General features: G+C 46.5%; 24 protein-coding genes, 2 rRNA genes and 1 pseudogene. 15 read left to right on the top strand and 12 right to left on the bottom strand.

The window, feature by feature from the left end; translation table 11 throughout:
- Positions 1-37: 37 nt before the first annotated feature.
- Together QUA13_RS10560 and sufR are read right to left on the bottom strand one after the other, a co-directional pair.
- Positions 38-193 carry a hypothetical protein gene (locus QUA13_RS10560; protein ID WP_333184574.1) on the bottom strand — a complete coding sequence of 52 codons (156 nt, stop codon included), beginning with the start codon at positions 191-193 and terminating at the stop codon, positions 38-40.
- The gene (gene sufR, locus QUA13_RS10565) at positions 126-851 is read right to left on the bottom strand and encodes an iron-sulfur cluster biosynthesis transcriptional regulator SufR (RefSeq protein ID WP_333198264.1); all 726 of its coding nucleotides are present in this window, start codon (positions 849-851) and stop codon (positions 126-128) included. The genes QUA13_RS10560 and sufR overlap by 68 nt, the downstream gene beginning before the upstream one ends.
- A 188-nt stretch (positions 852-1,039) precedes the next feature.
- On the opposite strand from sufR, the gene sufB reads away from it, so the two are divergent.
- The 4 genes from sufB to QUA13_RS10585 all read left to right on the top strand — a co-directional run bounded on the left by sufB (position 1,040) and on the right by QUA13_RS10585 (position 6,275).
- Positions 1,040-2,482: a Fe-S cluster assembly protein SufB gene (gene sufB / locus QUA13_RS10570; RefSeq protein WP_172190154.1), complete on the top strand. Its 1,443-nt coding sequence runs from the start codon at positions 1,040-1,042 to the stop codon at positions 2,480-2,482.
- Positions 2,483-2,714: 232 nt separating this feature from the next.
- Complete coding sequence (gene sufC / locus QUA13_RS10575; protein WP_172190153.1) at positions 2,715-3,506, top strand: Fe-S cluster assembly ATPase SufC; 792 nt, start codon at positions 2,715-2,717, stop codon at positions 3,504-3,506.
- Entirely contained in the window at positions 3,503-4,846 is a 1,344-nt protein-coding gene (gene sufD / locus QUA13_RS10580) for a Fe-S cluster assembly protein SufD (RefSeq protein ID WP_333198265.1), read from the top strand. Before sufC ends, sufD begins: the two co-directional genes overlap by 4 nt.
- A gap of 166 nt (positions 4,847-5,012) precedes the next feature.
- Positions 5,013-6,275, top strand: coding sequence for a SufS family cysteine desulfurase (locus QUA13_RS10585; protein ID WP_333198266.1), 1,263 nt, complete (start codon positions 5,013-5,015; stop codon positions 6,273-6,275).
- A gap of 125 nt (positions 6,276-6,400) precedes the next feature.
- Here QUA13_RS10585 and QUA13_RS10590 read toward each other — a convergent pair whose 3' ends face one another.
- Positions 6,401-6,622, bottom strand: coding sequence for a hypothetical protein (locus QUA13_RS10590; protein ID WP_333122793.1), 222 nt, complete (start codon positions 6,620-6,622; stop codon positions 6,401-6,403).
- 250 nt (positions 6,623-6,872) lie between these two features.
- On the opposite strand from QUA13_RS10590, the pseudogene QUA13_RS10595 reads away from it, so the two are divergent.
- Positions 6,873-7,301, top strand: a pseudogene (locus QUA13_RS10595) (aminotransferase class V-fold PLP-dependent enzyme); the annotation flags it as partial.
- A 171-nt stretch (positions 7,302-7,472) separates the two neighbouring features.
- Here QUA13_RS10595 and QUA13_RS10600 read toward each other — a convergent pair.
- The gene (locus QUA13_RS10600; RefSeq protein ID WP_333198267.1) at positions 7,473-8,297 is read right to left on the bottom strand and encodes an NAD-dependent epimerase/dehydratase family protein; all 825 of its coding nucleotides are present in this window, start codon (positions 8,295-8,297) and stop codon (positions 7,473-7,475) included.
- Positions 8,298-8,431: 134 nt separating this feature from the next.
- Between QUA13_RS10600 and QUA13_RS10605 the strand changes: the two genes are divergently transcribed.
- Positions 8,432-9,283 (top strand): DUF1232 domain-containing protein, encoded by an 852-nt coding sequence (locus tag QUA13_RS10605; RefSeq protein ID WP_333198268.1) that lies wholly within the window; start codon positions 8,432-8,434, stop codon positions 9,281-9,283.
- A 163-nt stretch (positions 9,284-9,446) separates the two neighbouring features.
- Here the strand turns inward: QUA13_RS10605 and QUA13_RS10610 are convergent, their stop codons facing one another.
- A complete protein-coding gene (locus QUA13_RS10610; RefSeq protein WP_172189370.1) occupies positions 9,447-9,761 on the bottom strand; it encodes a zinc ribbon domain-containing protein in 315 nt (104 codons plus the stop codon).
- 364 nt (positions 9,762-10,125) lie between these two features.
- On the opposite strand from QUA13_RS10610, the gene QUA13_RS10615 reads away from it, so the two are divergent.
- The 4 genes from QUA13_RS10615 (at position 10,126) to QUA13_RS10630 (ending at position 12,859) form a co-directional block, all read left to right on the top strand.
- Positions 10,126-10,707: a hypothetical protein gene (locus QUA13_RS10615; RefSeq protein ID WP_333198269.1), complete on the top strand. Its 582-nt coding sequence runs from the start codon at positions 10,126-10,128 to the stop codon at positions 10,705-10,707.
- A 450-nt stretch (positions 10,708-11,157) separates the two neighbouring features.
- Positions 11,158-11,631: a TspO/MBR family protein gene (locus tag QUA13_RS10620; RefSeq protein WP_333198270.1), complete on the top strand. Its 474-nt coding sequence runs from the start codon at positions 11,158-11,160 to the stop codon at positions 11,629-11,631.
- Positions 11,632-11,637: 6 nt separating this feature from the next.
- Positions 11,638-12,123, top strand: coding sequence for an AAA family ATPase (locus QUA13_RS10625; RefSeq protein ID WP_333198271.1), 486 nt, complete (start codon positions 11,638-11,640; stop codon positions 12,121-12,123).
- Complete coding sequence (locus QUA13_RS10630) at positions 12,104-12,859, top strand: tRNA(His) guanylyltransferase Thg1 family protein (protein WP_333198272.1); 756 nt, start codon at positions 12,104-12,106, stop codon at positions 12,857-12,859. The genes QUA13_RS10625 and QUA13_RS10630 overlap by 20 nt, the downstream gene beginning before the upstream one ends.
- Before the next feature lie 208 nt (positions 12,860-13,067).
- Here QUA13_RS10630 and QUA13_RS10635 read toward each other — a convergent pair whose 3' ends face one another.
- From QUA13_RS10635 to hslO, 3 genes are all read right to left on the bottom strand, one after another.
- Positions 13,068-13,478: an ester cyclase gene (locus QUA13_RS10635; RefSeq protein WP_333198273.1), complete on the bottom strand. Its 411-nt coding sequence runs from the start codon at positions 13,476-13,478 to the stop codon at positions 13,068-13,070.
- Between the two features lie 59 nt (positions 13,479-13,537).
- A complete protein-coding gene (locus QUA13_RS10640; RefSeq protein WP_333198274.1) occupies positions 13,538-15,601 on the bottom strand; it encodes a hypothetical protein in 2,064 nt (687 codons plus the stop codon).
- A gap of 246 nt (positions 15,602-15,847) precedes the next feature.
- A complete protein-coding gene (gene hslO, locus QUA13_RS10645) occupies positions 15,848-16,747 on the bottom strand; it encodes an Hsp33 family molecular chaperone HslO (protein WP_333184605.1) in 900 nt (299 codons plus the stop codon).
- Between the two features lie 396 nt (positions 16,748-17,143).
- Between hslO and QUA13_RS10650 the strand changes: the two genes are divergently transcribed.
- Positions 17,144-17,797, top strand: a complete 654-nt coding sequence (locus QUA13_RS10650) for a Crp/Fnr family transcriptional regulator (protein ID WP_333198275.1) — start codon at positions 17,144-17,146, stop codon at positions 17,795-17,797.
- Between the two features lie 18 nt (positions 17,798-17,815).
- Here the strand turns inward: QUA13_RS10650 and QUA13_RS10655 are convergent, their stop codons facing one another.
- From QUA13_RS10655 to QUA13_RS32740, 4 genes are all read right to left on the bottom strand, one after another.
- Positions 17,816-20,419 (bottom strand): CHAT domain-containing protein, encoded by a 2,604-nt coding sequence (locus QUA13_RS10655; protein WP_333198276.1) that lies wholly within the window; start codon positions 20,417-20,419, stop codon positions 17,816-17,818.
- Between the two features lie 41 nt (positions 20,420-20,460).
- Positions 20,461-20,790: a hypothetical protein gene (locus QUA13_RS32735; RefSeq protein ID WP_445242701.1), complete on the bottom strand. Its 330-nt coding sequence runs from the start codon at positions 20,788-20,790 to the stop codon at positions 20,461-20,463.
- A gap of 442 nt (positions 20,791-21,232) precedes the next feature.
- Positions 21,233-22,453, bottom strand: coding sequence for an FtsW/RodA/SpoVE family cell cycle protein (locus QUA13_RS10665; RefSeq protein ID WP_333184611.1), 1,221 nt, complete (start codon positions 22,451-22,453; stop codon positions 21,233-21,235).
- A gap of 363 nt (positions 22,454-22,816) precedes the next feature.
- The gene (locus QUA13_RS32740; RefSeq protein WP_445242702.1) at positions 22,817-23,095 is read right to left on the bottom strand and encodes a transposase; all 279 of its coding nucleotides are present in this window, start codon (positions 23,093-23,095) and stop codon (positions 22,817-22,819) included.
- A gap of 179 nt (positions 23,096-23,274) precedes the next feature.
- On the opposite strand from QUA13_RS32740, the gene QUA13_RS10670 reads away from it, so the two are divergent.
- The 4 genes from QUA13_RS10670 to rrf (QUA13_RS10685) all read left to right on the top strand — a co-directional run bounded on the left by QUA13_RS10670 (position 23,275) and on the right by rrf (QUA13_RS10685) (position 24,503).
- Positions 23,275-23,478, top strand: coding sequence for a hypothetical protein (locus QUA13_RS10670; RefSeq protein WP_333198277.1), 204 nt, complete (start codon positions 23,275-23,277; stop codon positions 23,476-23,478).
- 196 nt (positions 23,479-23,674) lie between these two features.
- Positions 23,675-23,791 (top strand): 5S ribosomal RNA (rrf, locus tag QUA13_RS10675).
- Positions 23,792-23,998: 207 nt separating this feature from the next.
- Positions 23,999-24,187, top strand: coding sequence for a hypothetical protein (locus QUA13_RS10680; protein WP_333198278.1), 189 nt, complete (start codon positions 23,999-24,001; stop codon positions 24,185-24,187).
- Between the two features lie 199 nt (positions 24,188-24,386).
- Positions 24,387-24,503: ribosomal RNA gene (rrf, locus tag QUA13_RS10685) — 5S ribosomal RNA — on the top strand.
- Positions 24,504-24,679: the final 176 nt, after the last annotated feature.

Below are 24,679 nucleotides of genomic sequence, written 5' to 3' on the forward strand. Positions count from 1 at the left end.
TCGGTAAAAGCAAAAAACACCCATCCATGTATCCGTGTCAAAATCCGTGTAGTGCTGTCGGTAATTGGTAATTAGTAAAAACACCCATCCGTGTATCCGTGTCAAAATCCGTGTAGTGCCTTCCCTCATCCTTCTTCCTTCTTCCTTCTTCCTTCTTCCTTCTTCCTTCTTCCTTCTTCCTTCCTTCTTGCAATCAAATAACCGCAGCGGTGTTCCCCATTAATAATCCAGTGAGTCCGCTCCACAATACAATCCGGCAAAACCGCTGCAAACATTTCCAACTCATTGCCACACACACTCGGAAAAGTTTCAGCAACATTAGAAATCGCGCAGTTGTGTTCCATCAACACAAATCGATCGCCCAAACCAGCGCGATCGCACATCCCCACCTCTACAGATTCTACAGGATAACACTCAGCCATATAACCTTCAGCCCTGCGGAGTTCCACCAACTTAGTCACCCGTTCTTGCAGCGAACCCGTACCCACTAACCGCCGGTAGTCCGTAGCCTTGCGCTGCCACTGTTTTCGCAGAATAGTAATTACTTGCTCGCGGCCGACGGTTTCCGCCAAAGTATCCAAGAAAGAGACTGCAAAATCACCGTAACGATTGGGGAATCGATCGCGCCCCAGACTGGTAAGCTCATAAATGTGCTGCGGCCGCCCCATCCCAGCCTGAACCGACTGATACTGAATCAGCCCCTCCGCTTCCAAATCCTTCAAGTGACGGCGAATTGCCTGCGGGCTGATATCCAAAGACTCCGCCAACTCAAGAGCCGTCCCCTGCCCCCCCTTGAGCAAATATTCCAGGATGTCTTGTTTCGTTGAAGTCTGCTGAGTAGTCTCCATCATCTTCACAAAAAATTATTATTTTGACTTTGACAATATCACTATTGTTAATGTAGCTTAAAATATAGTAAAGCAACAAAAGTGTTGTTTTACTTCCCAGAGCAGTCCAGCAGAACTCGCTCAAGCCCAGACAGGCATTGCCCCGTCTGCCATCCAGAGAGCATTATCTAGAACACTGAACACGCAAAATAATGAGTTCTACCACAGTCAAAACCTTAGTCAACCAGCCCTACAAATACGGTTTCGTCACCGACATCGAGTCAGACACCATCCCCCGCGGCTTGAGCGAAGATGTAGTCCGCCTGATTTCAGCCAAGAAAAACGAACCGGAATTCATGCTGCAATTCCGCCTCAAAGCATATCGGCAGTGGTTGAAAATGACCGAGCCCACTTGGCCCCACGTCAACTATCCCGCGATCGACTACCAACAAATTATCTACTATTCCGCGCCCAAACAAAAGCCCAAAAAGCTCAACAGTTTGGACGAAGTTGATCCGACACTGCTAGAAACCTTCGAGAAACTCGGTATTCCCCTATCCGAACAAAGGCGGCTCGGAAATGTTGCCGTCGATGCCGTTTTCGACAGCGTTTCAATTGCCACAACATTTAGAGAAAAGTTAGCCAAAGACGGCGTAATATTCTGTTCCATCTCAGAAGCCGTCAAAGATTATCCCGAACTAATAGAAAAATATCTCGGCAGCGTCGTACCAGTCGGCGATAACTTTTTCGCAGCCCTCAACTCCGCCGTATTCAGCGACGGTTCCTTTGTTTACATTCCCAAAGGCGTCAAATGCCCAATGGAATTGTCAACATATTTCCGCATCAACAACGGAGATTCCGGCCAGTTCGAGCGCACCCTAATTGTTGCAGAAGAAAACAGCTCAGTTTCTTACCTGGAAGGCTGCACCGCGCCAATGTTTGACACCAACCAACTGCACGCCGCCGTAGTGGAATTGGTAACAATGGACAATGCCGATATCAAATACTCCACAGTGCAAAACTGGTACGCCGGCGACGCCAACGGCAAAGGGGGCATTTACAACTTCGTGACGAAACGGGGTTTGTGTCAGGGAGTTAATTCTAAAATTTCTTGGACACAAGTAGAAACCGGTTCCGCGATTACTTGGAAATATCCCAGTTGCGTGTTAGTCGGCGACAACTCTGTGGGCGAATTCTACTCGGTAGCGCTGACAAATAACCAACAGCAAGCTGACACCGGAACCAAAATGATTCACGTTGGAAAAAATACTCGCAGCACGATTATTTCTAAGGGAATTTCGGCGGGAAATTCATCCAACAGCTATCGCGGTTTGGTGAAAATGGGGCCTAATGCTAAAGGCTCTCGCAATTACTCTCAGTGCGATTCCATGCTGATTGGCGACAATGCTCAAGCGAATACTTTCCCTTACATTCAAGTGCAGAACCACACTGCTAAAGTCGAACACGAAGCTTCTACTTCTAAGATTGGGGAAGAGCAATTGTTCTTCTTCGCACAGCGGGGAATTTCCGCAGAAAATGCTATTTCGATGATGATTAGCGGTTTCTGTAAAGATGTTTTCAATCAGTTACCGATGGAATTTGCGGCGGAAGCTGATAAGCTGTTGAGTCTGAAGCTGGAAGGAAGTGTCGGGTAGAAGGTAGAAGGAAGAAGGAAGAAGGAAGAAGGAAGAAAATATTTTGGCGGGCGAGAAACCATCGTTACCAGGCTCTGCCTGGTAACGCATATCTAGAGGCTCTGCCTCACATTTCTCTCTCCCGTTTCCAACGAGGCAGAGCCTCGCGACACGCATTCCTAGGCAGAGCCTAGGAACGAAAAGAACGAGAAGAAAAAACTGTAAAGTGCATTGAGGCAAAGGAAAAAAATAGATGATTGTTGAAAATAGTCAAGTGGTGCTATCCGTCCGCGATTTAACTGCGAATGTGGAAGATACCCAAATCCTTAAGGGTTTGAATCTGGAAATTAAATCGGGTGAAATTCACGCGATTATGGGGCCGAACGGTTCGGGGAAAAGCACTTTATCCAAGATATTAGCCGGCCATCCTGCTTATACGGTAACTGGCGGAGAAGTTACTTTTTTGGGTCAAAATTTGCTGGAATTACCGCCGGAAGAACGTTCTTTGGCTGGCGTCTTCCTAGCGTTCCAATATCCTTTAGAAATTCCCGGCGTTAGCAATCTGGATTTCTTGCGCGTGGCTTACAATTCTCACCGCAAACATCGCGGTTTGGAAGAATTGGATGCTTTTGATTTCCAAGATTTAATCGAGGACAAGCTGGATATTGTCAAGATGAATGATTCTTTTTTAGGCCGCAGCGTTAATGAGGGTTTTTCGGGTGGCGAGAAAAAGCGGAATGAAATTTTGCAAATGGCGCTTTTAGAACCGAAGTTAGCTATTTTGGATGAGACTGATTCGGGTTTGGATATCGATGCTCTCAAGATTGTCGCCGGCGGTGTGAATCAGTTGTCAAATGCTGAAAATTCGATGTTGGTGATTACTCACTATCAGCGGTTGCTGAATTACATTATTCCTGATTTTATTCACGTCATGGAAGCCGGTAGAATTATCTTGACTGGCCCGAAAGAGTTGGCGCTGGAATTGGAAGAGCGCGGTTATGACTGGGTGGTGGAAGAGGAAGCAGCAGGAGTAGGCGCGCGATGATGAATACGCAAGTTGCTAGTAGGGAAATGTTTTTGACTGATTTGGTGAATCAGTGCGGCAAGTTGGGCGCAGCTAATAACGAAAGTTCTGCTTACGGGTTGCAGGATTTGCGGGATGCGGCGACTGAATACGTGCTTTCTTCGAGTTTTCCGACGGTGAGGGATGAAGAATGGCGCTTTACTGATTTGTCGGCGGTGTTGCAAATTCCTTTTCATATACCCCAGAGCAATCAGTCAAAAGTTAAGCTGGCTGATATCATTATGCCAGTGAAAAATCGGGATGATTTACCATTAAGATTGGTATTTGTCAACGGTTTTTATGCACCGGATTTGTCAACGGTGGAGTCGTCGGTTTTGCCGAATTTGCCGATCGACTTTTACGCAGGTAATCTATCTAATGTGCCCGAAAAATATCAAGGGCGCATCACCGATGTTTTGAGCAAGCACAGACAGCAAACCGAGGTGTTTACCGCTCTGAATACTGCGGGTTTGGCGGATTCTGCGGTGGTGTTCGTGTCGGCCAATATGTCGATCGAGCTTCCAATTCACTTGCTGTTCCTGACAGCACCAGGTGCATCTCCCACGATGTCCCAGCCGCACTGCTTGGTCATAGCTGAGCCTGGAAGTAATGTCACGCTGGTTGAGGATTACGCAACTATCGGTAATGTCCCTGCATTTACGAATGCTGTAACGGATGTTGTTGTCGGTGAAAACGCCACTGTGAATCACGTTCGGCTTCAGCGAGAAGGTGGGGAAGTCGTTCATATCGGCAAAAGTGCGATCGAACAATCTCGTAATAGCCGTTACACTTGCCATGCTATCAGCTTGGGAGGCAAAATATCGCGGCACAATTTAGAAGTATTTCAGCGCGGCGAAGCCACTGAAACAACTTTAAACGGCTTAAGCGTAGCCTTTGGGGAACAGTTAGCGGACACCCACAGTTTAATCGATTTTAATTACCCCCACGGTACAAGTCGCCAATTGCACAAGTGCATTGTCGGCAACAAAGCTCGCGCTGTATTTAACGGCAAAGTTTTCGTTCGCAAAGCCGCACAATTGACAGATGCCGGACAGTTGAGCCGGAATTTGTTGCTGTCGCCGAGAGCTCGTGTAGATACCAAACCGCAGTTAGAAATTGTCGCCGACAACGTTAAATGTTCCCACGGTGCAACTGTCAGTCAATTAGAAGATGATGAACTTTTCTACTTGCAAAGTCGCGGTTTGGATTTAGAAAGAAGTCGCTATTTGTTAATTGATGCTTTTGCAGCAGAAATTCTCAATCAGTTGCCAATTGTAGGTGTGGCGAAAATGCTTTCTACCTGCGTGGCTATCCAAGGATAACTCATAAAGATGAGGACACAGAGGACACAGCAGTGCTGTGTCCATACCACATTTTGCACCATTTTTAACAGCCTGTAGGGGCGGGTTTCACGAATAATAATTGCTTAAAACCAACAATCTCGTAAACCCGCCCCCACCCAACGACAAATCACTAACTTCAAAAAATATGACACTTATTCAAGAAAAAACACTTGCATCAAAAGTTCGCGGCGACTTCCCTATTTTGAATGAAAAAGTAAATGGCAAGCCGCTAGTTTATTTAGACAATGCAGCTACTTCTCAAAAACCTCTAGCTGTCATCAATGCTTGGCGCGACTACTACGAGAAATATAATGCAAACGTCCACCGGGGAGCTCACACTCTCAGTGCCAAAGCGACTGATGCTTACGAAGGTGCTAGAGACAAAGTTGCAGCCTTTGTAAATGCCGCGACGCGGCAAGAAATTGTTTACACTCGCAACGCCACCGAAGCGATTAATTTGGTTGCTTATTCTTGGGGCTTGAGCAATCTGCAAGCCGGAGATGAAATTATCCTGTCGGTAATGGAACACCACAGCAATCTAGTTCCCTGGCAAATGATGGCTCAAAGAACCGGTGCGGTGCTGAAGTTTGTCGAGTTAACGGAAACTAACGAGTTTGATTTGGAACAGTTTAAAACGCTGATTTCTCATAAAACTAAGTTGGTGTCAACCGTTCACGTTTCTAATACTTTGGGCTGCATCAGTCCAGTCAAAGAAATCTGCAAAATTGCCCACAGTTTCGGCGCCAGAGTTTTAATAGATGCTTGCCAAAGCGTGCCGCACATGATAGTAGATGTGCAAGCAATAGATTGCGATTGGCTGGTTGCTTCCGGTCACAAAATGTGCGCTCCGACTGGCATCGGTTTTCTGTACGGTAAACTGGACTTGCTGAGAGAAATGCCTCCGTTTTTCGGCGGCGGCGAGATGATTGCTGACGTGTTTCTCGATTATTCCACCTATGCCGATTTGCCGCACAAATTTGAGGCGGGGACGCCGGCAATCGGAGAGGCGATCGCCCTCGGTGCAGCAATCGATTATCTTAGTAACATTGGCATGGATAAGATTCACGCTTGCGAAGCAGAATTGACTGCTTATATGTTCCAACAATTGCGGCAAATTCCAGAGATCAAAATTTACGGGCCGCAGCCAGACAGCAACGGCGAAGGTAGGGCAGCTTTGGCGGCATTTACTGCGGGAGAAATTCACCCTCAAGACTTGTCTACCTTGTTAGATCAGGAGGGAGTCGCGATTCGTTCCGGGCATCACTGCACGCAAGCTTTGCACCGCTATTTGAACGTTTCATCTACGGCGCGGGCGAGTTTGTATTTTTACAATACTCGCGAGGAGATTGATGTGTTTGTCAAAGCGTTGAAAGAGACAATCGACTTTTTTGCTGGGATGATGGGGTAAGCTTGTGAGGTGGGGGTTGAAATCTGAACTACACAGACGAAACCATTTTTTGCGGGTTTTATGTCCCAAGCAAGTAGGGTGGATAATGCCACCCTACTTGCTGCAACCAAGTAATTGAATAAAACTTAATTACTCGCCTGATAACCTTTTAAGTTAGTAGTAATTGAACTACTAACTTGTTCAATAAAATGTCCACCTTCGTAATGACTTCCTTTCCCATGACTGTTTGAACCACCCTTCCGGGTACTTCCTTTCCGGTTTGCTGCTTCAGCAGACGTTATAAACAAAGAAGAAGCCAACAAAATGACTAAACTAAAAACTAGCAACTGTTTCAGAAACTTAGCCATGAGAATTTAGTACCTTTTTGAAATTAATAAAATCATAGAAAATTATAATCTTATTGTCAAGTGTATTTAAATAAAATTATGCTTCGTCAGCTACCACCCAGAATACTGTAGGTTTTCTAGTCCCACGCTCAGGCTAGCTTCTCCAACACCACTGATGGGCGAGCACACCCGTGACAATTTAAGCGGCGGGTTGCATTTGTCAATCAGCAATTATGCTCATAATTTACTCAGATTTTGGGTGGAAAACACAGATTTGGGCGTGAGTGCGATCGGCGAGGCGATCGCCCTCGGTGCAGCAATCGATTATCTTAGTAACATTGGCATGGATAAGATTCACGCTTGCGAAGCAGAATTGACTGCTTATATGTTCCAACAATTGCGGCAAATTCCAGAAATCAAAATTTACGGGCAGCAACCAGACAGCAACGGCGAAGGTAGGGCTGCATTAGCGGCATTTACTGCGGGAGAAATTCACCCTCAAGACTTGTCTACCTTGTTAGATCAGGAGGGAGTCGCGATTCGTTCCGGGCATCACTGCACGCAAGCTTTGCACCGCTATTTGAACGTTTCATCTACGGCGCGGGCGAGTTTGTATTTTTACAATACTCGCGAAGAGATTGATGTGTTTGTGAAAGCGTTGAAAGAGACGATCGACTTTTTTGCTGGGATTATGGGATAAGTTAATTAGTGATTGAAATGGCTTTTTTGTGAACCGCAGATGTCGGCAGATGAACACGGATGAACGCAGATGAATAAAAAATATAAATCTGTCAGTATCGCCCTTTCTTCATCCGCATTTATCCGCGTCTATCCGCCTGCATCTGCGGTCAAAAAAAGAGCAATCGCCCAACTAAAACTCCCTAATCTCAGGATGAACAAACTGATAACCAGCCGCCTTAATCTTTAGATTCGACACCCTAGCATTATAAGGCCGCACGCTAGGACTTCCATCCCAAGAAACTTTAGGCAGATTGTGAGTTTCAAAAATGCGATCGAGCAATTCACCACTAGATAGCGATACATCGCCAACTAAATTATAAATTCCCTGTAATCGATTTTCCAAAGCAAATGTTAACCCCCCAACAACATCATCGCGATGCACCCAATTAGTAGCATCTTCCCCCCTACCAGGACGAGTGTTCCCAGCCGAACGTCCAAAGATTTTAACTAATTCTCGCCCCGGCCCATAAATTCCTCCCAAACGGAGAATGCAGACGTGAAGATTGGGACTAGATGCTGCTAATAAAATCCGTTCCGTTTCTGCTAGAATTTCACTGTTTGGATTAGCCGGCGCAACGGGTGAATCTTCATTTACCAATTCACCTTGGCGATCGCCATACACAGAATAAGTACCCGTATAAATAACCTGTTTTACTGTCGGTATCTGCTGTAAAACCGATACTAAAGTTGTCGCAGTCTCTAAATAACTCTCCCGATAAGCTTGAGAATTGGGAGCACCTACGCACAGCATAACAGCATCTTGTTCTTGCAATACAGCCGTCATTGCCTCTTTGTCATTTCCTTTGAGCACGGCTACCCGCTGCGCGACACCCTCCAATTCAACTACTCGCGTCGCCGTCGTAGTTGTCGCCGTCACAGTACAATCAGATTTGCCGCGTAAATGTTTGGCTGTCGCAGTACCCACATAGCCGCAGCCGACGATCGCAACTTTCATAAAAAATTCTCCATAGTGTCATCCTCTCTAAAATTATTGCCGGTTTTTGCAGCCCTTGAATGCGAGTGCCGAAATCATTTCGATCTGAGTTTTGTGGTAAAATGCAAAGCGTCGTTATCAATCGGAGTAGCATCATGTCCGAGAGAGATATTTTTGCCACATCCTCAGAAAGCGAACTTTTAGCTTTTTATGGTTCTTTATTTGCGATCGCAGCCGCCGATGGTTCCGTTGATATTGACGAACTAGATTTGTTGTTTAAAACTATAAATTTAGACAAATTTTCTGACTCTGCAAAGACTCAAATCCAATCCTACACAGCCACTCCCCCTTCACTCAGCGACTGTTTGCAAACACTCAGCCACTCAGAAGAACCGCTGCGTTTGGGAGTTATGTATTTTTTAATTAACATTGCTGGGGCAAATAAGACGCTGCATCCCGCAGAAAGCGAGGCGATCCAATCCGCAAAAAAACTGCTGGCGGTTTCCGACTTGCAAATCCAAGCCATGCAGGAATTCATCGCAGACATGAAACAAATACGGGAGGGCGCGCCTAATAAAAATCAGGCATCAGCATCTTTCAATTCTGCTGTTTCCCAGCTCAAAAATAAGGGCATCCCTCTCGATTTAATTGACCCAAAAAGAACCACGACCAACCTCAGTGATTCTAATATAAAATACTCCGATGAAAATTTTTGGGTTAAACTTAAAAAGTTTGCTTTAAACGCAGGAAAAGAAGTAGTTGAAAAAGCTTTGATTCTCTACTATACGGCTCAGAACCCAAACGTGCCTGCTTGGGCAAAAGGAGTTGTAGTTGGAGCTCTGACTTATTTTATATCTCCTGTCGATGCGATTCCAGATATATTAGCCGGCATCGGATTTACCGACGATTTGGGAGTTTTGCTGGCGGCAATAGCTACTGTTTCAGTCTATATTAATGCTGAGACTAAAGAACAAGCCCAACACAAAATGAAAGATTGGTTTGGCTAATAATATTATGTCCGGTCGCTGGTATTGTTTCGCTCTGCATCGGCATAATACGATTTGAATAATATAGCACTTTTCAATCGGATAAAAGGCACGACACGGCAGTGCCGTGTCCCTACCCAATATCTGTAATTCACCCAACTGAAAACTCGATTAGTGTGGATTTTCAGTCTTTAATCGGCTTGCCATCTCGATTGACTATACGGCTTTCACCGTCCTTAGCCGTGACATTTTCATAAACCCCTTCATCCCGCTTCACGTACTTGCTGAAACCCGAATTTTTATAATCGGTGTCGGATGTCGGCTTCATCAACCTCGGAGCGCTCAGCAGCCGGCGTACCGGAGCATCTGCGGGAGTCTCCCCGGGTTCGCACTTAGCCAACTCGCACAGTTGACCCCAAGTCGAAACTTCCAGGTTCATGCTGTGCGAAACTTCTAACTTCTGGTTGTTTTTGGGACAAAAATAATCGTATACAGGCATACTAAGAATCTCGTTTGCAACTACTAAAATTACTAATTGCACGGTAATTGAGAATATTATAGCTCAACATTACTAAAATTTCCAGCTAAAAAATCAAACTTTACTATTTTTAACGGTTGTTAAAACCTTAAATCAGCTATATTATTAACCCTGTGTGCTTGCTCCCGGATGCGATCGAGACAAAGCCCAAAAGTACCCTGAAATCCTCTGACTCCATCTAACGATCGCACGATCGACGGCTAGCAAATGCCCGCAAGACTTCCGTGAATGCCGTCAAAGGATCGATCGTCATTTTCAGACTGTACGCAAATCACAGATTCTAAGTTTCAATTTTATTTATTTACTCACCAGCGAGGATTTACCGATGAGCGATTTCAAAGTTACGCCAGAAGTAGAGCTGAACACAGCTCAAATGTTGGAGCGATACCAACTGCAAGATGAAACAAATCTGCGACGTTGGGCCAAACTGCACGGCATCAACAGCACTCGCGGTTTCTTCTATCCCAGCGAAGTAGATTTGATGGATCACGCTCACCACCATATTTACAATTTGGGAATGAGCATTGCTGACTACCAAAGTCTTTTAGACCGGCGCCGCACCAATTCCCAGACATCAGGCGACCAAAATAAAACAGTAGCAAGTCAAGTTGCTGACGAAGCATACGATGCCATAGAAACCCTGACCGAGCAGTATGCTGAAGCTATTGATTTAATGGGAGAACGTATAGCAGACCATTTCATAGATGAACTCGATTTATCTGTGATGCGGCACCTTTCTAAAAAAGTGCAAGACCGCCGCACTCTCAACGGTCAAACTAAAAAGCCTAACCGTTTTCTCCAAGTGATTAAAGCCGTGTTGCAACCGAGCAGCGAAAGTACGCTTTTGGTTCCCAAAAAAGAGGATGACTCTAGTTTAGAATTAGAGCAGCATCATCGGCTCGGCTAGTAGCCGATTGTTTTGAAAGACTAAGAAACTTTTTGTCAAAATTACTGGTCAAATTTACTGAAAATCCTGCCCGAACCCTCCCCTTGTCAAGGGGAGGGAGCAAGAGTCAATCGATTTTAGATTTTAGATTTTAGATTTTAGATTAAAGAATTGAAGCATTGACCCCACGGATAAATTCGGCTGCTTGTTTATCGGATACAGGTTTTTTCTTTCTCCACGGATGAATCCGGGGGCTTGTATCCTGGATGCTTTCGGTCACATTTTTTATATTATGAAGTGGAATTGAAGAAAATAAATTGAGGTTTCCCAGAAGTCTAAATTACTTTTCAACTGATGTTGGGTTTCGCGACTGATCCCAACTTAATATAACTAGGGACAGATGGCGCGCTCGCCCAAATTAGAGATAATATCTGCTGAATTGAACCTGTCAACCTCGCCCAAGGTAAAGAAATGATTAAATCCTGGATGGTAATCGGAGGCGTCGCCTTTGTAGTAGCTTTAGCCGCTAACATAATCGCGCCCAGCGACATCCAATGGTTCAACCGCTTGCAGCGTCCGAGATGGCTAGTATTTGAAAAAGCAATTCCCCTAATTTGGACAGTAATTTTTATTTGTGCAGCTTGGTCAGCAGTGATTGTTTGGGAAAAAGAACCCGGAACTCAGGAGACTTGGCTGAGAATGGGTTTGTACCTGCTTTTAGAAATAGTGACTATTTCTTACACGCCCGTTATGTGCAAATTGCGTAGCCTAAAAGTCGGCACAATAATCGGCGGAACGGGCGCTATTTTAAGCGTAATACTAGCTTTAAGTGTGTTGCAAGTTTCGGAGCCTGCAGCCCTGTTATTGCTGCCTTACATACTTTGGAGTCCGATCGGCACTTACACCACTTGGGTAATGATGCACCTGAATCCGGCGGATGTTTAGCCTCTCATGGAATTAGTCATTTTAATGGGATTGCAAGCATCGGGAAAAAGCACATTTTTCCGCGACTATTTAGCTGCCACGCACGTTTTGGTCAGCAAAGATTTAATGCGAAACAATAGAAATAAATCGCGCCGACAAATTCAATTAATTGAAAATGCACTGCAAGCAGGTCATTCAGTCGCAGTTGACAACACCAATCCCGAAGTTCTCGATCGCAGGCCGCTAATTGATATCGGTCGCACCTATAATGCCCAAATCATCGGTTACTACTTTGAATCAATAGTCAGCGAATGTTTAGCTCGAAATCACAAGCGATCAGGCAAATCTCAAGTTCCAGACATAGCAATTTATGCTACTCTAAAAAAAATGGTATTGCCCAGTTACGCCGAAGGGTTTGAACGGCTGTTTTCCGCTCGCATAGCAGAAAACTTTACCTTTGAAGTAAAAACCTGGCCCGCAGAGGAAGTTATTCATGGACAATCAGACATTTGAAAAAAAAATGCGCGAGCTTGAATATTTTCACAGCCTGCGTTTATTGCCGGGAACTCACACAGTAATTCGCGCCGACGGTCGCAGTTTTTCCAAATTTACTTCCTCAAGTTTTGATAAGCCTTTCGACTTAAAATTCCACGAATTAATGGTGGAAACTGCCAAAGCACTCCTGTCAGAACTAGACGGCCTTTACGCTTATACCGAAAGTGACGAAATCTCAGTTTTGTTTCCTCCAGATTGGGATTTATTTGACCGCAGCTTAGAAAAAATTGTCTCTATTTCTGCCAGTATTGCCAGTGCAACTTTCACTCGCGCCGCCCAAACAGCAGTCAATTTTGACAGCCGCATTTGTTCCGCAGCCAACAAATCGCAAGTAGTAGATTATTTTCTATGGCGCCAAGCAGATGCAGCGCGCTGCGCTTTGAATGGCTGGAGTTATTGGATGCTGCGAAAAAATGGCGAAACGGGTGAAAATGCAGCAGTTATATTAGAGAAACAATCAGTGGCTTTCAAAAACGAATTGCTGTTTCAAAACGGAATTAACTTTAACGAACTGCCGGCTTGGCAGCGCCGGGGAACGGGATTGTATTGGGAAAAATACGATAAACCAGGTTATAACCCGATCGAAGGCAAAGAAGTTATGGCAGTGCGGCGGCGACTCAAAGTCGATGAAGAGCTGCCCGTGAAAGAGGAATACAAAGAATTTATTTACCAATTTTTAAATGTTGGCGATTAACCATTAAGGATATCTTGTCAAATCCGGTGGCAATTGATGAATTCTTAGCCGGTTTTAACCGAATGCAAGCTGTGAGACGGGGGTTTAAACTCCCCGCCCAATGTTGAGCAAGCGAGTTAGCCTATTTTCGGTAGTATCTAGCTGCAACGCAGGTTTTAGTCAGCAAAGACTTGATGCGAAATAATTGTACAGTTGCACAACTGGAAGCTTATGATATCGGTAACCCAACCTGCATGAACCAAGTGTGCTTGTCTATGTAACCGCGTTGAAAATGGATTTTGCCATCAACAACATGAAAGAAGCCACAGCCTTGCAGCGTAAAACTTTTGCCAGTTGGTAGGTTGCCACCAAACTCACCTAGAAATGTGCCACCACCAGTCCACTCGACGATCGCCCACTCGCCATCCTCAAACAAATTCTCAACGTGCGTGTAATTGTCTGGAAAAGCTTGGAAGAAGCTAACAAAACTCTCAAGCAATGCCTCACGCCCGTTTAGAGGATCGCCAAAGGCAACTTGATGGTTCTCTGCATCGTCGTGATAAAGCTCGATCAGGGCGTGAGGGTCACGAGCGTTATAAGCAGAAACCCAGTCTTGGATCACTTGCTTGGGCGTTTTCATTTTTGGTTCCCTGATACAGATAAGTAAAGATATTAGTTACCAGCTTCTCACCCTCAAATTTACCGACTCGGAGGGCTGCTCGGAGGCTCGGTTTCCGGGGGTTCGGGAGGGGGAGATTCAGCATCCGGAGGATTCAGCGACTCCTCCCAAACTTCGATTTGCGATCGAGCTTGCTCAAAAGCCCGAGTGCCCGAGGGAATTTTCTTCAAAGTCGCGATCGCCCCAGCCAGATCCGACGACGACTGTTCCACACCAAGTGCCAAAATCCGCTGGCTCCACTCATCAATCGCCTCACTCGCCTGCCACCGGAGCGAACTCGACTCGGGCACCTCAAGGGCCAGCGCAATAGCCGTTTGCAGAGCCTCCGCAGTCCCCGCTCGGGCGGCCTGACGGGCGTTCTGCAAACCTTGCTCGCCCTGAAATTGAGCCTCCCAAGTCCGAATGTTCGATCGAGCTTCCTCATAAAGCACCCGTCCCGATCGAATCCGGCGGGCCATCTCAATTGCCCCCGCCAAATTGCCGCCCGCCGCTAGCTGCTGAGCTCTATCCAAAAACGGCTGGTCAACAAGCCGCTGTCTCCTCTCGATCCAAGCTTGAATTTTGGTTTGAGCTTCCACGTAAAGCGCCCTACCTCTAGCGATCCGAGAAGCTTGAGCAACGGCCGCTTCCAGAGCATTCGGATCGCCCGTACTCGCCAAATCGTTCGCCCTTTGCAAATACGGACTGTCTTCCAGCAGCTCGATTTGACGGCTCAAGCTGCTAATTTGACTGCGAGCTTCCTCAGAGCGGGGATTTGATTGCGGGACTGTTTGCAATTGCGCGATCGCAGCCCTCAAATCCTTGACCCCTCCCGGCGCCGCCAGCCTGCTTGCCAAATCCAAAACTTTCACATCAGCCATTTCTTGCTGCCAGCGGCCGACTAAATCTTGAGCTTGTTTGTGCAAAGGGCGGCCCGAATTCAAATTTTGAGCAATCTCGATCGCCTTTGAGAAACCCTCAACAGAGCCAGTTGAAGCCTGAGCAGTAGCATTCGCCAACTGGTTAAAATCCTCAACTTGTCCCCTTAAATTTGCAGCGTCGGGAATCTTGCTAGCGATCGCGGTCGCCTGCTGCCAATCGCCTGCCTGCAAGCGTTTTTGGGCGATCTCCATAATTTTCTTGCTAAATTCCGCGATCGCCTTATTGGCAGCTTGATACAAATAACTGTTTTCACCAATTCCCTGAGCCAGCTTAATCGCCGTCACCAGATTGTCGAGACCTCCCTCCGAGGCTGTATTCCGGGCTTTTACCAGCTTATTGCCCTCAGCCCGAGTCGTCTGAATTAGCTGAGTCAATTCCTCGTACTTAGCTGATTCCCAGAAAGTATTTCCCAAATCCAAAAGCAAAGTAGCTTGGCGGAAAGCCAGCGCCCACTCTTCCTTACGCAAGTGGTCTTGGGCTGTGCCGTAAATTTTCTCTGCATCGCTCCATATCGACTGCCACTTTTCAATCTGCTTTTCCACCGTCGGGTAAGCGGGAACGTCTTTAGGAACCTTGCGAGCGATCGCAATCGCCTCCTCCAGCTTTCCTTCTTGGAAACTAACATTTCCCAGCCTGACAATATCCTCTGACCACCGATCGATTTGACCGTTAATTCTCGGCCGCAGCGGATGGTCTTGTGGCAAAGCATTCACTAATTCGATCGCTAACAGCAAATCATCCGCCGTCCGCTTGCTTGCTGCTTCTTGAGCGCAAAAAAAGCGATCGTTAGCAGAAGCCGTCGGCCAAAAAATCTTTGAGCAATTCGACTGCGAGGTCAGGTTGAGCAAAGACGCAAGTGCCACAAATCCCATACCCACCGACACGATCGAACTCACAGCCAGCCAAAACTGCCACTTATTCGACCACCTCCGCCACAACTGATTGGGTTCCCCCAGCGGCTGCGAGTTTTCCCCAGACAAATTCGGCGGTAGTTCCAAATGCCCTCCCGGCAGTTTTCCCGAAGTAACCAACTCTCGGAGCTCTTTAAGTCGTTCAGCCCGGTTTTTCCTTGCTGGTACCCGCACCAGCGACGAAGAATCCTTTGTTGACTCCAAGGATTCTGATGCAGACCAACGGCCTGGTGTTTTGCGCTCTTGACTCATATCCTCACCACAAACAACAACCAGCCTGTCTTAATTATTTCAAAACAGCGATCGCTGCTATTGACTGCTCTATAGAATGTATTCATCACTTTTCAATACTCCTGCAGGCGAAAGACTACAAGAGGCGATCGCCAAACCGCAAAAATCAAAATTTTGTGATTAGGTAATTGATAAGGGGTAATTGGCAATTGGTCAAGGCCTTTATCCCTAACTCGCACTCATGATTGCCAATTACCAATTATTATCTCAAGAACCGGAGTTCGATCGCAAATCGCCAATCAGTTCCGCAAGCTGATCGCTGCTAGCTTGGTAAACCTCGTTGCAGAAATGGCACGTAGCCTCAGCCCCGCCATCTTTTTCAATCATGTCTTGCAGTTCCGCTTCGCCCAACATTTTCAAAGCTCCCAAAACTCGATCGAACGAACAGCCACAGTGAAAGCGCACCATTTGAGTTTCCGGGAAAATTTCCAGGCCCATATCTCCCAATAACTCTTCAAGAATCTCGTGCAGCGTTTTGCCCGATCGCAGCAGCGGCGTAAAGCCCGACAGTGCAGCAACTCTAGATTCTAAAGTTTGCACGAGGTTTTCGTCCGTTGCCGCCTTCGGCAGAACCTGCAACAGCACACCCCCAGACGCTTGTACCCCGTCCGCCCCCACAAACACCCCCAAAACCAGAGCCGAAGGCGTCTGCTCCGAGGTTGCCAAATAGTGAGTCAGATCGTCGCCTATTTCGCCGGAAACCAATTCTACCGTACTTGAGTAAGGGAAGCCGTATCCAACGTCCCGCACCACGTACAAATAACCGTCACCTATTGCCCCGCCGACATCGAGTTTGCCTTTAGCATTCGGCGGCAATTCCACTCCGGGATTGTCCACATAACCTCGAACCGTTCCATCCAGTCCCGCATCAATCAGAAGTCCGCCCAGCGGCCCATCTCCTTTGATGCGAATATTGACTCTCGATTCGGGTCGCTTCATGCTGGAGGCGAGTAACAGCCCCGCCGACATCGTGCGGCCGAGGGCGGCTGTAGCCACGTAGGAGAGCTTGTGCCGCCGTCTTGCTTCTTCGGTGAGGCGGGTGGAAATGACGCCTACAGCGCGAATTCCGCCCTCTGCGGCTGTAGCGCGAATTAATTGATCGGCCATGAAAAACCTTACTTTGTCTTTTGATACCTTCTTGAACTATTTTAGAAGTTCTTGAAAATTGTGGCAGCAGATAGCAGCAGTTGACTCTGCAGGCCTGGAAGTGCGATCGAACTTCAGAACTCGCCTCTGTTTTCTATTTAACTTCGATTAACTGACTATTTCTTAACTAATATTCTGCGGACTTTTTTAATTTAAATATTTATTTAATCTGCCCCGAATAACGAGTGCAATTTTTTACACAAGCCAGCTTTTTCTCAGTCATTTTATAACAACTAACAACTAACGACTAAAGCTTATCTTGCCGCTAACCAGACGATTACCAAACCTTTACCTTTGTCGGCTAGAGTGAGCAATGTAGGTTTCAGACCAATGTTTTTTTAGCTGGAAATAAGGGATATGCCACCAACATCCAAAGCACTTTTAGCGGAAATCCAGCATGACAGCGGAGCGACTCGGAACTTGCATTTTTATGCCAAGGGCGAAACCATTCCTATGATGTCGCAAGGTATATGGCGAGTTTGTCAAGGTTTAGTACAACTGAGTACCCTTTATCCAACTGGAGAAGAAGGACTTTTGGGTTGGGTTGGGCCTTCGATGTGCTTCGGTTTGTGGTTGACAAACTTGCAGACTTACCGAGCTGCGGCGACATCAGATGTTTATTTGATGTGGTATTCTATGGTGGAAATCGAAGCTTCTCCTCAATTGTCTCACGAGTTGCTGCCTCAAATGGTACGGCGGCTGCGGCAAATGGAAGCAATTTTAGCGATCGCCGGACAGCGGCGAGTAGATGACCGTTTGTATCAGCTACTGCTATTATTGCAACAGGACTTCGGTCAGCCTGTAGTTGAAGGCACTCGCTTGAATATCCGCTTGACACATCAAGATATTGCTAATGCGATTTGCACGACGCGGGTAACAGTAACTCGAATGTTGGGAAAATTGCAGCAGCAAGGGTTAATCAGTCGAGATGGCGATCGGCATTTAATACTTAACAAAGATGTTTTTGCCACATCGTCTGATTTGTTTGGCTGCAACCCTCAAGCAGTGTAGCAAGCGCCGAAAAAAATCTTATTCTGCTTCGCCAATCAGCGTAAACGCCCCCCAATCTTGAGGATTTGGGTGCATCTTCATTGTCATCAGCATTGCTTGCCGCAAAGCTTGAGCTTTATTCGGGTTTTGCTGTAACTGGCGATAGAATCCTGCCATTAATTCCGCTGTCGAATCATCTGGTACTGACCACAGAGAAACCAGAATACTAGGAACTCCAGCACTAATTAAAGCACGAGATAACCCAACCACGCCATCGCCTGTGAGTTTTCCTCTGCCAGTATTGCAAGCACTTAATACCACTAATTCAGCATTTAATTTTAAATCCAAGATTTCGCTCGAAGTCAGCAATCCGTCATCATTTCCTGATGGAGCTAGGGCGATCGCTCCCGGTAAATCTCCGCTCTTCACTTCATTGAGTAATCCGTGAGTTGCCAGATGAATAATCCGGGCTTTTAGCATCTGTTGAGTAATCGATGCTTTAGTCGCTTGAGAGCCTGTAATCGGTTTAGTATTCAGAAGTTGGGCAATTGTAATTGCTTCCCGTTCGCTGCCCGGTAAGGGATCTAATTGGCGCGGCGGGATGCCTATTTTGGGCATAATTGGATTGCCGACGACGAGGTTATTTTGGAGAGAAAGTTGTCGGTTTTTTTGCCGTGAGTGGCGGGTGAACTGCAAAATTTGAATGGCGGGAGCAGTGAGGATGGTATGTTTTTCAATCAAATATTGACCTGTCGGATCTTGTAAAGCGACAAAGGGAACTAAAAACAGGGATTGATGGGGAATGAAGATGATAGGAGCATTCGGGTCAGTAGGTAAAATATCGGCAATGGGTTGAATGAGTAGTTGATAACTTTGCTGTAATTTGGGGTAGATTATCCGAGAATTAGCAGTGGTAGAAGCAGGGGAATTAGCTGTTTGTGTATTGGCAGTGTCCCCCAATACACCGAGAGCATCGCGAGTGCCGCGAATCATCTCAGCTAAGGCGGTATCTTGCTCGTTTAATCCTCTCCTCCCGGTAGCAGCAGACACTCTTGTCTCTTCGCTGGCTTCGGGTAGATTGATGTCGAGAGATTTGAGGTCAACGGAGCGAAAGGTAATTTCACCAGTCGGCTTGATGACCCAAATATAGAGGGCTTCATTCCTAATAATGGAATACTCGACGAGGGTAGCGTTTTGCTCTTTAGCTATTTGTTGAATTTGCTGGATATTGGGGGGGTTGATAGTAGTTGGGACAGATGCAGATGGGGCTTGGCGAGATGCCAATAACTCCACAAAAGCTCGGGCCCTACCCCGTTCGGCAATTTCTAAAGCGTCATTAGTTTTTTTCTGAGCAATGAAGACTTCTTGTAAAGTGAGGTAGGGGTTAGTTTGAGTTTCAAAGATTGACACTTTATTGACATCGCCTAATCCAGCACGGAGAGATTCCGAAACTTTAATACTATCAAGTAGGGTTTTCTCTGCTGCTGGGAGATTGCCAGATTTGGAGAGAGCGAATCCTAGATTGTTGAGAGCCGTCTCCTCGCTTTGGCGGTCTTTAATTTCTCGGGCGATCGCCAACCACTGCTGAGCGTAGTCGATCGCTTTGGGGTAGTCGCCGAGGGAAAGGTAAGCAATTCCCAGACTTCCGAGAGCTTTCCCCTCGCTTTCGCGGTCTTTAATTTCTCGCGCGATCGCCAACGACTGCTGTTGGTACTCGATCGCTTTGGCGTAGTCGCCGAGGGAAAAGTAAGCAATTCCCAGAATTCCCAGAGCAGCCCCCTCGCTTTGGCGGTCTTTAATTTCTCGGGCGATCGCCAACTGCTGCTGAGCGTACTCGATGACTTTGGCGTAGTCGCCGAGGGAAAGGTAAGCAAGTCCCAGATTTCCCAGAGCCCCCCCCTCGCTTCGGCGGTCTTTAATTTCTTGGGCGATCGCCAACCACTGCTGAGCGTACTCGATGGCTTTGGCGTAGTCGCCAAGGTTACGGTAAGCATTTCCCAGATTTCCCAGAGCTGTCCCCTCGCTGTAGCGGTCTTTAATTTCTCGGCCGATCGCCAACTGCTGCTGAGCGTACTCGATGGCTTTGGCGTAGTCGCCGAGGTTGCGGTAAGCATTTCCCAGATTTCCCAGAGCTGTCCCCTCACTTTCGCGGTCTTTAATTTCTCGGGCGATCGCCAACCACTGCTGAGCGTAGTCGATCGCTTTGGCGTAGTCGCCGAGGGAATCGTAAGCAATTCCCAGACTTCCCAGAGCCCACCCCTCGCTTTCGCGGTCTTTAATTTCTCGGGCGATCGCCAACGAATGCTGAGCGTACTCGATGGCTTTGGCGTAGTCGCCGAGGGAATCGTAAGCAATTCCCAGACTTCCCCGAGCCCACCCTTCGCCTTGGCGGTCTTTAATTTCTAGATAAATTATTAGTGCCTGTTGCCAAGACTGCAATGCAGCTTGAAATTGACTAATATCATACTGCTGAATCCCTTCCTTTAACAGTCGGTCTGCTTCGGCTTGCTGAGCTTGGGTTTGAGCCAAGGCCTGAGAATTGATGATTTTAAATTGAGAATTAGGGATAAACCGAAACTCGCCTACAGTCAGCCCCGCTAAGATTGAGATCAGTGCCGAAAATCCAATTTTTTGCAGTTTCATAACTTTTGACAGGCCTCTGGTTTGAGCATCCGCTTGACACATCAAGATATTGCTAATGCGATTTGCACGACGCGGTTCTGTTGACTGTTGACTGTTGACTGTTGACTGTTGACTGCAAGATAGCGACCTCTAACTGGAAGGAAGAGGATTGGACTAATAAATAGTCTTCTTTTAATTTCTCCCGATCGGGCTTGGGGCTTTAAACCAATTCTTTCTGGTAACAGTAACGCGAATGCTGGGAAAATTGCAGCAGCAAGGGTTAATCGTTCGAGCTCGCCTTCTCGGCATTTAATTCTTAACAAAGGTGTTTTTGCGTCCGCCTCCGATTTGTTTGGCTGCAACCCTCCAGCAGTATAGCAAGCGACAGCCATTTGCATCTACATAATGCTGTCTAATATTAAAGCCCAAATCGAATTGTCTGTCTTGATTTTCCTCCCCCTATCTACAGCAATACATTTGTAGCCAGAAAAGATATCATGAAGCGGTGCATCTATTTAGGAAAAAACTCCATGGCTAACTCAACTCCAGAAACACCGCAACCAGACAAAAAAGAATTAGCTAACATCAAAGCTAAACCTCAAGAACAACAAGAAGAACCGCCAAATAAGGGTGACGGGCGGAAATAGTCGATCGACATTGATCTGTGACGATATAAATCTCGAATTGCCTTAAGATCGCCGACTTCTTTTTTTCTCAAAATCAGTGTTCTTCCCTACAATACCGGTTCCTATAAATTGGTATTCTGCCAGTAGTTTTTAGGTAATAAACAAACCCGATTTTTGCCAAAAACCGGGTTTGTTTGCTATTGACAAATTATTCGGTTTGTGCAGTGCCGTTGTTCGATCGCAACTTCGGCTTTCCAGACTTTCCACGGAGGCCGTTTAAAGAAACCACATCAGCCTCAGAACTCTCCCTAGCCACCCGAATCAGCAACCCCGACAACAACAAACTCGCCAACATCGAAGAACCCCCGTAACTAAAAAACGGCAGCGGCAAACCCGTAGTCGGCAAAACCCCCGTCGCCACCCCAATATTCAGCAGCGACTGTCCCACCATCACCACCATCACCCCAATCGCCACCAACTGAGACTCAATATTTCGAGCCTTCATCGCTACCCTCAAAGCCACAGTAGAGTAAGCCGCTAACATCAGCAACAGCGAGAAACCTCCCACCAAACCAAACTCCTCAGCAAACACAGCAAAAATAAAATCGCTGTACTGAATCGGCAAATAAAATAACTTTTGCTGCGACATCCCCAAACCCACACCCCAAATGCCCCCAGAACCGACAGCCAGAAGACTTTGAATCAACTGATAGCCGTCTTGCATCGGATCGGCCCAAGGATTGAGGAAAGACATAATCCGGCGGCGCTGGTATTCCCTAAAACTAATACTTAAAACCGCCAAAAGCATTCCCCCGATAGCCGTTGCGCCCAACTGCAAGTAAGGCAAGCCAGCCGCTAAAGCCACCAACCACAAAGTCATGCCGCACAAAGCCGTGGTGCTCAAATTCGGCTGCAACAAAATTCCCAACAGCATTGCACCGAAAATTAACAGCCAAGTTAAGCGAACTTTATTTGTCAACCGGGGCCAGTTGCCGAAAATACGGGCGCTTTGGAGAACAAAAAACGGCTTGATCAACTCAGAAGGTTGAATAATCGGAACCGGGCCCAGAGATATCCAGCGAGTCGCCCCGTTGATGGTGGTTCCCACTCCCGGAACTAAGGTCAACCAGAGCAATCCCAGCAGCAACAGGACGCCTAACTGAGCTGTTTTCAGCAGGTAGCGCAGGGGGGAGTACACCATCAAGTTAAAACCTGCCAGCCCGATCGCCACTGCGATTAGCTGTCGTTTAAAATAATAAAGGCCGTCTCCAAATTCATAATTGGCGATCGGATACGAAGCCGAAAACAATGCTGTCAGCCCTACAAACAGCCACAAAAAAGTCAGCCACCTCAGCCAGCGGGCCTCAGCGGCCCATTGAGACGCGCTGGGGTCAAAAAATGGAATGAAGCGTCGAATGTCATTAGCCATTAGTCATGAGTTTAAAAATTACACCCATCAGCCAGGTTTCTAGGCAAAATATTGGGTTAGCAACGAGAAATTGACGAAGAAACCGGGTTGATGACTAAAAGTGCATAAGTCTTATAGTTATTAGGTAAAATCATAACAAACAAAAAAGGTAACTGCTCAGCGGAACTGCGTTGCGGCGAGCAGTTAGATAAATTGATGTCATGTGCGGTCGATTAACCATGATTAAACTTTTGCCTCCGGCCACCAACAGAAATGAGCCAAACCACTGAGCAAGCTGTTTGAGATTTAACTGTTTTCGACACCGCTGGAATAAAACTGCTTCTCATTCATCTTGCGTTTTTAAAACAGTGATTAGCTATCGGTTCATTTGTCTGCAGGCGACAGTCTTTCGGCAGGTTGCAGTTCGGGTGAATGTGAAGGCAGATAATATAAATGTATCTCCAAGGGGATTTTCACGCTTTCACTCAAATGCCATCGAGCTCCATCCACTACTAAAATGACTCTTTTTTTCGGCTCTACTTTCCAATGTCGAGATCTCATCTGCTCAAACTCGCTCGAAAAGCTGGCTATTGACAAAGGGTAGTATCCACTCTTTTGGTTTCTCCGGTACTCGGATGTACAAAACCATATAACCACAACCATTGAAACCGCCAGTTAACAACAGCCGTATATACTCAGATGAGGCGCGATCGTAATTCGTTTTGGCTTTCTTTATTTGATGGGGGTGGTGTTCCTGCGGATTATATCACGGTCAATCGACCGGACATGATATAAGATGCGAGTTTTGTAGAAATCTCAATATTCTGGGCCAGCAGCAGATTTTGGGTCGATCGAACTTGATGCTAGGAAAGGAAAAGTTTTTTACGAATTTGGTAATTGCGTCTTTGCTGCCTTTGAGGCAAATTGTGTCAGAAGCCGAAAGCCCGATCGAACAATTAACACTTAAGCAGGTTGTGGCGCGGTTTGTCAGGGACGGGAAGATTCGCACACAACAGGGTGTCGATGCGGCTTTTTTGGACTTGTGAGTTAAAGGTCGATCGGCAACACTGGCAAATAATACGTCAAACTCGGCTATTTGGGGCGGTTTCGGGCGAGCGAAAAAAAGTTTGGACTTTGGGGTTGACAGACCAAGGAAAACTTGATAAGGTAATTAAGTCGAGCCAAAGAGATGCAGCGCATCAAACTTAACGCAGACACAGGATTAAAAGTTTTCAAAGCTTTCCTGGTGCTTATGATGTAATGGAACCACTCCGATCCATCCCGAACTCGGTTGTTAAACGTTGCTATGGCGAAGATACTCGGCGGGTCACTGCCCGGTAAAATAGCTCAGTGCCAGGTTAATAATAAATTAAAGCTCTTTTCCCGCAACAACGGAAAAGGGCTTTAGTTTTTTGGTGAATTATTACTCATCTACACAAAAGCAAGTCTTGGGCCGACAGGATGCCTAACCCCTACTCCCCACAAGAATTGTTGGAGATTTCTAACGTGCGAGTTTTGTAGAAATCTCAATATTCTGCGCCAGCAGCAGATTTTGGGTCATCGAACTTGATGCTAGGAAAGGAAAAGTTTTTTACGAATTTGGTAATTGCGTCTTTGCAGCCTTTGAGGCAAATTGCGGCAGAAGCCGAAAGGGCGATCGAACAATTAACACTTAAGCAGGTTGTGGCGCGGTTTGTGAAGGACGGGAAGTTTCGCACACAACAGGGTGTCGATGCCGCGTTTTTGCATTTGTGAGTTAAAGAAGGTCGATCGGCAACACTGGCAAATAATACGTCAAACTCGGCTATTGGGGGCGGTTTCGGGCGCTCGAAAAAAAGTTTTGACTTTGGGGTTGACAGAGTGAGGAAAACTTGATAAGGTAATTAAGTCGAGCCAAAGAGATGCAGCGCATCAAACTTAACGCAGACACAGGATTAAAAGTTTTCAAAGCTTTCCTGGTGCTTATGATGTAATGGAACCACTCCGATCCATCCCGAACTCGGTTGTTAAACGTTGCTATGGCGAAGATACTCGGCGGGTCACTGCCCGGTAAAATAGCTCAGTGCCAGGTTAATAATAAATTAAAGCTCTTTTCCCGCAACAACGGAAAAGGGCTTTAGTTTTTTGGGGAGTTACAGATGTTTATAATATGACAAGTGCCTAAGTCCAGAGCTTGCTGCGTATTTGAAGACGAGTACGAATTATCCCAGGCCATCATTAAAGGACTTAATGCTAGAGCCACATCAG

This window comes from Microcoleus sp. S28C3, from assembly GCF_036700785.1.
GTDB lineage: Bacteria > Cyanobacteriota > Cyanobacteriia > Cyanobacteriales > Microcoleaceae > Microcoleus > Microcoleus asticus.